This is a genomic window from Blautia sp. CGZ-1-C1 (assembly GCF_056504575.1).
In genome coordinates this window covers 1-10125 of the sequence record NZ_JBWLUT010000190.1, presented here as the reverse complement: position 1 = coordinate 10125, position 10125 = coordinate 1, and the positions used below count along the sequence as shown (strand labels likewise).

Below are 10125 nucleotides of genomic sequence, written 5' to 3'. Positions count from 1 at the left end.
ATCTGAAAATAGTTATTTTTCACAATCTGCAGCAGATTCCGGCTGTTTTTTTACGAAATCTGTTACATCGTGAACCCGCAAAATATCGCCATCCACCCGGAAATGGATATCCTTTTCTCCAAAAGGCATCCCATACGATCTGGTTGGATCATTCTGGTAAGCCGGGCGCGGATCATCCGCAAGCACTTCTATCACTGCTTCTCTGCTCTCCTCCGGTATCTTTTCCAATAATTCCGGGGGAAATTCTACATTCAGATGATGGTCTTTGGAATATTCGGTAAAACTTCCTGTTGCTTCCGGATGGCAATCCGCATAAGGAATATATGGTTTAATATCGAAAATCGGTGTTCCATTCATCAGATCCGCACCTTCTACATAAAGTACAGGGCTGTCCGGCTCATCCAGAACTACTTTCTCAAGCTTCACACAGGATAATCCTATGGAATTGGGACGAAAGGGAGATCTTGTGGCAAAAACTCCCTTTTCTCACATTTCCCCCAAGCCTGGGCGGACGGACAGTCGGTGACCACTTTGTCCTCTTTGCCTCTGAAAACTCCCAGATCAGCCAGATATGACTAAACTCCTCCAGACCACGGCAGGCATCCACATTACGATATTCCGGCTCGAATACGATTCTCGCTTTAAGTGCCCCTACACGGCCACTCTGCCTGGGGATACCGAATTTCGTCGGAAAATCATTTTCTATATGTGCGATTGGAATCATTGTGTTATTCTCCTTTTTACCTTTTTCATAAAATGATGTTAGGATCAAAAGGCATTTTGCCCCTAACTTGATATCTACGAATTGCTCCGCTACAAATCAGCTCCCGCAATTCTCATAAAATAATAGCCCGGAAAAATAACTCTCCGGGCTATTATTGTTATTTCTTCTGTGCGAAATACTCTTTTGTAAGTGTAATGGCGGTTCCTGAAAGCAGGAATACACCAATTAAGTTGGGGATTGCCATGAGACCGTTGAATGTCTCAGCAATACTCCAGAGAAGTCCCAGATCTACAGTTGCACCAATGATTGCCACTAATGAATAGGCGATCATAAATGGGCGGATAACTTTTGCAGAGAATAAAAATTCAATACAGCGTGCTCCGTAAAGTCCCCATCCGATAATCGTTGAAAATGCAAAGCAACACATGGCAACTGCCGTAAAGATAGAAACCCAGCCTCCGTATGTAGCAGTAAATCCGGAAATTGTAAGTTCTGCACCTGCCGCTGCACCGTAATTTACCGGCACGCCGCTTACAAGGATCACAAGTGCTGTCAGAGTACAGATCACGATCGTATCTGCAAATACCTCAAAGATACCAAACATACCCTGTTTTACAGGTTTGCTTGTGTCTGCACAGGCATGAGCGATAGACCCTGTACCAAGTCCGGCTTCATTGGAGAAAATACCTCTGGAAACACCCTTTTTCATACTGAGGAAAAAGCTTCCGATCACACCGCCTGTCACTGCTGACGGATTAAAAGCTCCATAAACAATATCATGGAAAACTGCCGGAACTCTTCCGATATTTAAGATTACAACACCCAATGCAAGTACAATATAAAACAATGCCATAAACGGCACCAGCTTCTCGGAAACACTTCCGATTCGCTTGATACCACCCAGCAGTACCATACCAACCAGCAGCGTGATCACAATTCCAAGGATCAGATTCAGTCTGCCTGTGGAAGACTCTGAAATCACATTAAAGTTAATAAGAGCTGTATCAATTGCTGTTGTAATGGTATTTACCTGAGTAGCATTACCTGTTCCAAATACAGTCAGTACACCGAATGCAGAATAAAGAACTGCAAGAAATCTCCAATTCTTTCCCAATCCGTTCTTAATATAATACATAGGCCCGCCTACATAATCTCCATGTCTGTTTCTCTCACGGAAATGAACTGCCAGAGTAACCTCTGTAAATTTCGTGCACATTCCAAGGATTGCGGAAACCCACATCCAGAATACAGCTCCCGGTCCGCCGATGGCGATAGCTCCGGCAACACCGGCGATATTTCCAGTACCTACTGTACCTGCCAACGCAGTACAGACTGCCTGGAAAGGTGTCATGGAACCGTCAGAGGCCTCTTTTTTCTTAAAAATTCTTCCCAGTGTGGTTTTAAGCGCATACGGGAATTTGCGGATCTGGACAAACCCGGTCCGCAGGCTCAGGTAAAGCCCTACGCCGATAATACAGATCATAGCCGGGACACCCCAGATAAAATTATTTACGACGTTATTGATGGATTCAATTGTCTGAAGCATGTTAAATAAACCTTTCTTTCGTGTAATAATAACAGTTTAGCACTTTTTTCACCGTATGTACAGGAAAAATTCTATCAAGATAAAGCATTAAAGCATAACAGATTATCGGAACAAACAACTAAAACCATCCGCTCTACTGCCTGCCATACCTGTATCTCTGCTTCACAGTTTGATCAAAAGTCAAAATAACGTATAAATTTGTCATAATTTCAGTAGCATTTCTCCACTCAGCCCTCTATTATTATAGATAGAAAATCAAGGAAAACACTTGTGTATTTTCCAATAGTACTTAAACGCTTCAGTTATTAATTTAACATTTTTCAACCTAAGGAGGACATGACAAAATGATTCAGAAATATACTTACGGGACCCCATTTGAAACCGATGCCATCGTAACTTCTATCCCGGCTTCTAAGGGAACTCCTGCATACGGAACTATCTCCACAGAGAACGGCTTCTCTTTTACTTATGACATGGATGACAACGATGTTGTCTATGGTCTGGGCGAATCAAACCGCGGAATCAACAAACGTGGATACGTTTATGAGAGCAACTGTTCCGACCAGCCAAACCATACAGAAGATAAAATCTCCCTCTACGGAGCACACAACTTCCTCGTAATCTCCGGAAAACAGACTTTCGGTCTCTTCGTTGATTATCCCGGAAAACTGAAGTTTGATATCGGTTACACACTCTCTTCCCAGTTAAAGATCACCTGTGAGGATGCAGATCTTTATCTGTATGTGATCGAGGTTGAAACCCCTTACGATATCGTAAAACAGTTCCGTAAAATCATCGGAAGAAGCTATATCCCGCCTAAATTCGCATTTGGTTTCGGTCAGAGCCGCTGGGGATATACAACTGCTGACGATTTCAGAAAAGCCGCTGACGGATATCGTGAAAACAATATTCCGATCGATATGGTATACATGGATATCGATTACATGGAAGACTACAAAGATTTCACAGTCAATCAGGAAAACTTCCCTGACTTCGAAGCCTATGTCAATGAAATGAAAGAAAAAGGTATCCACCTTGTCCCGATCATCGATGCAGGTGTCAAGGTAGAATCTGGCTATGATGTTTATGAAGAAGGCGTTGAGAAGAACTACTTCTGCAAACGTGAAAACGGCAGTGATTTCGTTTCCGCTGTATGGCCGGGCTGGACTCATTTCCCTGATGTCCTGAATGCAGATGCCAGAGCATGGTTCGGACAGAAATACGAACGTCTCATTTCAAAGGGAATCGACGGTTTCTGGAATGACATGAACGAACCTGCAATGTTCTGTACACCGGAAGGCGTTGCTGAATTAAAAGAATACATCAAAGACAACTTCATGGACAAGGAAGAAGCACCTGGATTTACACTCGGTGATAAAGTAAACGTCCTTGCAAACAATCCGGAAGATTACAAACGCTTCTATCACAATGTAAACGGTCAGAAAATCCGCCACGACAAGGTACATAACCTGTTTGGCTATAACATGACCCGTGCAGCAGGTGAAGCATTTGAAAAAATCGCACCTGGCAAACGTTTTCTGATGTTCTCCCGTTCCTCCTATGTGGGAATGCACAGATACGGTGGAATCTGGATGGGAGACAACAAATCCTGGTGGTCACACATCCTTCTGAACTTAAAGATGCTTCCATCCCTGAATATGTGCGGTTTCCTTTACACAGGCGCAGATCTGGGCGGTTTCGGTGCAGATACCACACGTGACCTGGTACTGCGCTGGCTGGCACTTGGTGTATTCACACCTCTTATGAGAAACCACTCCGCTCTGGGAACCAGAGAACAGGAAGCTTACCAGTTCGAGAATATCGAAGACTTCCGTCATGTAATCGGTGTCAGATATCGCCTTATTCCATATCTGTACAGCGAATACATGAAAGCAGCATTAAACGATGACATGATGTTCCGTCCGCTGGCATTTGACTACACAGACGATGCATTCGCAACTCAGGTAGAAGATCAGCTTCTTCTCGGAAACGAAATCATGATCGCACCTGTTTATACACAGAATGCAAAAGGCCGCTATGTATATCTGCCGGAAGAAATGATGTTCGTAAAATTCCTGCCGGATGGAACCATCTCTCAGGAGATTCTTGAAAAAGGACATCACTATGTAGAAGTTGCCCTGAATGAAGTTCCACTGTTTATTCGCAAAGGAAAAGCTATTCCGGTTGCTGATGTTGCTCAAACAGTAAAAGATATTGATCCGGCTACTATCCGCATGATCGGATATGAGGGAGCTGAATATGACCGTTATGATGATGACGGGATAAGCACTTTGTAATTTAACCGAATCAGTCAGATTTACCTGCCACAATTGCAGAAATTACCAGACAGCAGTTAAGAATTGAACGAAAAGTCACCTCATAAAAAATAAAAAGAAACAGTCACATATATCCAATGAATATCAATATATTCTTTCAGTTATGTGACTGTTTTCTTTTAACTTATTAATTCTCCAAAAGAACCTGGTTTTGCCGGAACAAAATTTCCACCTTCATCAATTGTTCCAAATTTTTCCTGATATTCTCCTTCAGTACGCGAAATTTTAGGTTTTTATTCGCTTTAGCAGATTCTACTCCTGGGGAGAACATACTCATACCCATTGTATCCATGGAAGCCATACTTACGCTGTAGGGCTTTCTATCCTCCCCATAGAAACGCTTCTCCGAAGAAGTGGGCAAACCTATAACATAAGAAGTAACATACTTACTTAATTCCGTTAAAAATTAATACGTGTTCCATGCAGGAACATCGGAATCACCTCCAACATAATAGGATTATCTTTTTCAATCATCTTCAATCATTTTGTTCAGCATCAAAATATCTATTTTCCTCCATACCTCGTTTCCAGCTATTCCATCAATTGTTAACCCTTCTTCTTTCTGAAAGTTCTTTATTGCTTCCGTTAGTTCTTCATTTGATTTTGTAACAGAGTTTCCATTGTAATATTGTAATTTTTCCAAACATTTTTTTAACAACTTCATATCATCATTTTCTGTTACAAAATATGTCTCATTATTTTCTGTATTTATCACAGCAACAACTTCCGTAAATAATGAATCACCTTCCCTGATATTTTCCGGGTCAAAAGGCAAAATCGGAATATTTTCTAAAGATCCATATTCAAAATATAATTCATTCAATAAATGAATACTTGTCTGAAATTTCTCCTGCTGTTTCAATTCTTCTTCCGTATAGTTTTCAAAAAATAAAGTGTTATAATAATATAATATTTTATTCATTTTATCTACATCATCCAGATTCTCCTTTTCCAGTTGATCCATTGTCCCTGTTTCACGAGCCCACACATTATTCGAACAAATACTACAAATAAAGATAATCATCAATAACACTGCGTTTTTGCTTCTGTTATGTTTCATTTGATACTTCTCCTTTCTTCAGATACATTTCAGTTCTTCTTACTTATATTTAAATGATAACACATTCGTCGCAAAATTTTGTGAAACAGCGAAATTCATATATAAATTGGCGAAATTCGTTTTTTCAAAACATATTGTGTTTTTTATAAGGTTTTTTTCCACAATTCCTCTCCAATATTTCTGTAATGTTGCACAAACAGTAAAAGATATTGAACCCACTTCTATCTGCATGATCAGATATGACTGTTTTCTTTTTGAAATCTGTTTTATTACAGCTTCACAATCATTGTATTTTCCTCTTTAAAAACTATTTCCCCCAATGAACTTAAAAGTGCTACATTAACCCCTTCATATTTTTGATATTCACAGCTTCCAATAAAAATATAATTCACCTCATATTTTTCAAGCAGTTCCTGTACTTCTTTTTTATCTGTTGAAGTATAAATAGTTTCCACGTCTGTTCTTCTTTTGTTTTCTTCATCAAGATTATTTCGCCATAACCATTCATGAACATACCATCCCAATACCGTCGGCAAACCTGTCATAGCAGAAACCCGGTTGTCATAGTCTTTATAACTGTCGCCGCAAGCTTCAAGAACGGTTGGCTGACCTGTAATATTTTTATTCAGCCATCGTATTGCTGCCGCATCTTCAGGAATGGCATTTTCTATATAAGCAGTTGCATTGAGAGTTTGGTATTTATTTTTCAGAGGAAAACCTGTAAACCAATTTGTTGTAGCATTTACGAAATATCCACAGGTAGATATAAGAAGTATTATTGCCATTCCCCCAACGGTTATCTGCACTTTTGATAATCTTACCTTTTTCTCATATCTATTATCCAATTTAGTTTCTTGCAAAATTTTTATTCTGTCTGCCACAAAAAATACCAGAATATACGACATCATAAGCGCAAAAAGTATATATGCCTGATAAGTCAGCTTAAACATAGTATTTGCTCTTGGTGCTGTTTTTTCATAGATATCTCTTACATAAACGATTTCCGGAATCAATATTAGTCCCATTGCACAAAGAGAAAGTACAACTCCGTATAAATCAGAAACATTAATTTTGTAAAATAAATTCCTGTTTTTTTTATTTGTAAAATTCCTATTTTTTATCAGCGTAGATACGACAAATAATCCACATATAAGCAATGGAAAAGCCCATAATACACAAAACTGATAAAACGCCGTATGAATTTTCACTATTCCGATTCCCTGTACCATAACACTTTTAAACTGTAAATGGAATGGTAACGAAATCAACACCGCAGTCAGCAGAAGTTCTATCCATTGCACAACACTCCATTTTATACCGGTTCTCATATCTGAAGGTTTCATATCTGTAAAATTAAGATATCTCTTCAAATTTCCAAAAAACAGTGTTCCACATATTACAACATAATAAATCATAAAATCCCATGTATTTGAAAACAGGAAAATTCCAAGGAACAGTCCCAGCAGAAATATCTCTTTCTGTTTCCAGCTTTTACCGGAATTTCTTTTTATCCATGCATATAAAATCCCCAATACTGCCAAAACAAAAAACACATTAATCACATGCGCATGTAAATCCCCAAGAACAAAAGAATATGAAGGAAATTCATGAATTGTCTCGTCCCCTGTCACAGGTGGATCAAATCCTATAAATCGTGTTGTGCCTGGAAACCAGTAATCTTCTCTTATCCCCAGTAATGTAAAAATTTTTCCATATATAATATAATGAAGGTTTCCACTCATGGATACAGATAAACCTGCTAAAATACCTCCAAAATCTGTTGTCCATGCTCTTCCCCTTTTACCTAATTTATCCTTAAGCATCTGGCGCACAAGACTAAATGGCAATACAAACGCAAATGCAGCTATCATGGTACGCATAAGATTGTATGTAATCTCTACCTTTGTTCCTGTAAGTTTCGTAAGAAACACCGCAAAATATTGACCACCATAATAGTAGTTAAAAGCTTTGCCAGCATACCACATATCTTCTGACGGAAGTGTTGTGCTACGCATCATAGACTTCATAAAACCAAAATCCATATATTTTTCAGTTCCATGAGCTGCCGGATGAAATCCTGCCATATATGTCCATAAAAGAAATACAACAAAGAAAATCACTTCTTCCCAATAAACAAGTTCCATATGTTTCCACGGAAAAATCTTTCTTTGTTTTCCATATATTCCATAAGCAATACTGCTCCCCCCACATAAGGTAGTAATTACGATAGAACTCAATGTGGTAAAGTGAACCACTTTTATAGAAGTCAAAATCCATACTCCATATCCGCATATCACTATTGCTATAACCTTTGAATACATCCATCCATTATCATCAAAACCTTTGAATATCTGAGCCGTTATCGGCATAAATACCAATCCAAGAATCCATAAAATTTCCCACCATATCATGAATGTAAAGAAATCGGATCCTAACAGCCAAAAAGCAACTCCTATCAATAGCCCTGCTGCCAGTAATTTAAATTTATTTACTTTTTTCATAATAATATATTTCTCCATGACTTTTTTTAATTCTTTTCTCATTCTCCTTTTACATATATTTCATTTCTTCTTACTTTGTATTTGAATAATATCATATTTATTGCAAAATTTTCTAAAATGGCGGAATTCATATATAAATTGGCGAAATTCGTTTTTCGAAAACATATTGTGGTTTTTTATGATGTTTTCTGTCACAATATTTTCCCTCTTGACTAATTTTCTGCAAAATAAAAGACAGCGCAGTCCTACCACTACACTATCTTTCATAGATTCTACATAATTTATAAGTACAGCATTACCTTTACAGTAAAAATCTGATTTGTATTCGAAACATCCATAAATCCCTGATATTTCTCTACCATCTTCCTGACATTTGCAAGACCAATGCCATGTCCTTTTTCTTCCTTCGTTGACAATAATTTATTTTTCTCTACAGCCAATTCATGTTGAAAGCTGTTTTTTATTTCCATGGAAAAGCATGCCCTTTTCAGTCGTCTATATCCACTGACATCCATTTATCTTTCGTCTGTTCTGCTGCTTCTATTGCGTTCTCTGTCAAGTTTCCCAAAATCACATTCAGATCAAATGCTGATATACACAAATCAGATGGTACCCGTACCTCATACTCTACATGATTCAGTTTCTTTTTTGCCTGTCTGTCCCCAGAAGATAATTCAGCAGACTGTCAAGATTCTTATTCCCACAACTGACCAGTTCAGACTGATTCTGCATATACTCCCCCATGTCCTGTATATATTTCCGAATTTCTTCATTATTCTGATTTGCAGCCATAAGTGCAAGTTCTCCCAGATGATTTTTCATATCATGGCGTAGAGCTTTTACTTTCTCTTCCGATTGCATCAACACATCCAACTGGTGAGAATAAATGAGCATTTGTTTTTCCATAAGAGATTGTTCTTCCAGTTTCTTATACGCACTTATCAGAACATCATATAAATAGAAAATCAATAATACAACTGCCAAAACACAACATCCAAATAACACCAGCAGGATACGATTTTTTAGTTCCTGTTCAACAATAAGCAATTCTGCCAGACAAAGTGCTGAAATAACCGCCAGTATCATCCCATGCGGAGTTTTATCTTCTCCTTTATTCTTAATCAAGATTTTTTCTGAAATAACATCGCAAATCAGCAATAATAGTACAGTTATATACGCAGCACATTCACCGACTTTCCCTGTTATTGAATAATCTGTCAATAAATGAACAGATACTAAATCACATCCCATATTAGTTCCATATACAAGTAGTGTCACAAATATTTTCTTTTTCAATGCTCCTTCATAACACACTGTAATCAAAAAAATCAGCACTATATTTGTTATCACACTCATACCTGGCGAACAAAATATCAGATGCACTCCTGCTGTCAAAATAAAAAACAATACATAACAGGCTCTTTCTTTTTTTCTTTTCCTCAATATCTGTCCAAAAGAACAATCTCATAAAGCGATAGATTATATATGTACGCAAAAGATTCGTGCTTAATGTAGTTATCAACGCAAACATTTACTCTCTTTCCCTCCACACACGCTCTGCCAGTTGCTTTCTCACTGATTTCCGATATGGCTGGCTGATTGGAATTGTATCTCCGTTTTTCTATTTTCACAGATTCATAAGAACATTCTTCGATATAATCAAAATTGATCAGATACGACTGATGAATCTGAATGAAATTTCCCGGAATTTTCTTTGCTATTTCTTTCAGTTTGCCATTAAATTCTTTCTGTCCGTCTTTTAAAACCAGATGCACTTTTTCACTCTGACTGCTGAAATACAGAATATCTTTATATAGCACCTTGAAATAATATCCACTGCCAAAGTACTCGAAAATACCTTTTCTGACTTCCGAAATTTTCTGAATCCTGTTCATGACATTCCCAACTTTTATTTTGTCTAAAGGTTTGATCAGAAAATCTGTAGGCTGTACACGAAA

General features: G+C 38.0%; 7 protein-coding genes and 1 pseudogene. 1 reads left to right on the top strand and 7 read right to left on the bottom strand.

The window, feature by feature from the left end; all coding sequences use genetic code 11:
* Positions 1-12: 12 nt before the first annotated feature.
* Positions 13-724, bottom strand: a pseudogene (tsaA, locus tag AC058W_RS17275) (tRNA (N6-threonylcarbamoyladenosine(37)-N6)-methyltransferase TrmO).
* 157 nt (positions 725-881) lie between these two features.
* Entirely contained in the window at positions 882-2270 is a 1389-nt protein-coding gene (locus AC058W_RS17270) for an alanine/glycine:cation symporter family protein (RefSeq protein ID WP_019161057.1), read from the bottom strand.
* A gap of 344 nt (positions 2271-2614) precedes the next feature.
* Between AC058W_RS17270 and AC058W_RS17265 the strand changes: the two genes are divergently transcribed.
* Positions 2615-4567 carry a glycoside hydrolase family 31 protein gene (locus tag AC058W_RS17265; protein WP_479390414.1) on the top strand — a complete coding sequence of 651 codons (1953 nt, stop codon included), beginning with the start codon at positions 2615-2617 and terminating at the stop codon, positions 4565-4567.
* 505 nt (positions 4568-5072) lie between these two features.
* Here AC058W_RS17265 and AC058W_RS17260 read toward each other — a convergent pair.
* The 5 genes from AC058W_RS17260 to AC058W_RS17240 form a co-directional block, all read right to left on the bottom strand.
* On the bottom strand, positions 5073-5666 hold the full coding sequence (locus tag AC058W_RS17260) for a peptidoglycan-binding domain-containing protein (protein WP_117844744.1): 594 nt from the start codon (positions 5664-5666) through the stop codon (positions 5073-5075).
* A gap of 269 nt (positions 5667-5935) precedes the next feature.
* Positions 5936-8209: a DUF2298 domain-containing protein gene (locus AC058W_RS17255; RefSeq protein ID WP_243009894.1), complete on the bottom strand. Its 2274-nt coding sequence runs from the start codon at positions 8207-8209 to the stop codon at positions 5936-5938.
* 239 nt (positions 8210-8448) lie between these two features.
* Positions 8449-8637 carry a GHKL domain-containing protein gene (locus AC058W_RS17250; RefSeq protein WP_119241217.1) on the bottom strand — a complete coding sequence of 63 codons (189 nt, stop codon included), beginning with the start codon at positions 8635-8637 and terminating at the stop codon, positions 8449-8451.
* Positions 8638-8803: 166 nt separating this feature from the next.
* Positions 8804-9292, bottom strand: coding sequence for a hypothetical protein (locus AC058W_RS17245; protein WP_479390413.1), 489 nt, complete (start codon positions 9290-9292; stop codon positions 8804-8806).
* A gap of 314 nt (positions 9293-9606) precedes the next feature.
* Positions 9607-10125: LytR/AlgR family response regulator transcription factor (locus AC058W_RS17240; protein ID WP_479390412.1), on the bottom strand; the 519-nt coding region annotated here is incomplete at its 5' end.

Bases quoted from the DNA above. Each gene is read 5' to 3' on its own strand.
- AC058W_RS17270 (WP_019161057.1), bottom strand. From the start codon at position 2,270: ATGCTTCAGACAATTGAATCCATCAATAACGTCGTAAATAATTTTATC.
- AC058W_RS17265 (WP_479390414.1), top strand. From the start codon at position 2,615: ATGATTCAGAAATATACTTACGGGACCCCATTTGAAACCGATGCCATC.
- AC058W_RS17260 (WP_117844744.1), bottom strand. From the start codon at position 5,666: ATGAAACATAACAGAAGCAAAAACGCAGTGTTATTGATGATTATCTTT.
- AC058W_RS17255 (WP_243009894.1), bottom strand. From the start codon at position 8,209: ATGAGAAAAGAATTAAAAAAAGTCATGGAGAAATATATTATTATGAAA.
- AC058W_RS17250 (WP_119241217.1), bottom strand. From the start codon at position 8,637: ATGGAAATAAAAAACAGCTTTCAACATGAATTGGCTGTAGAGAAAAAT.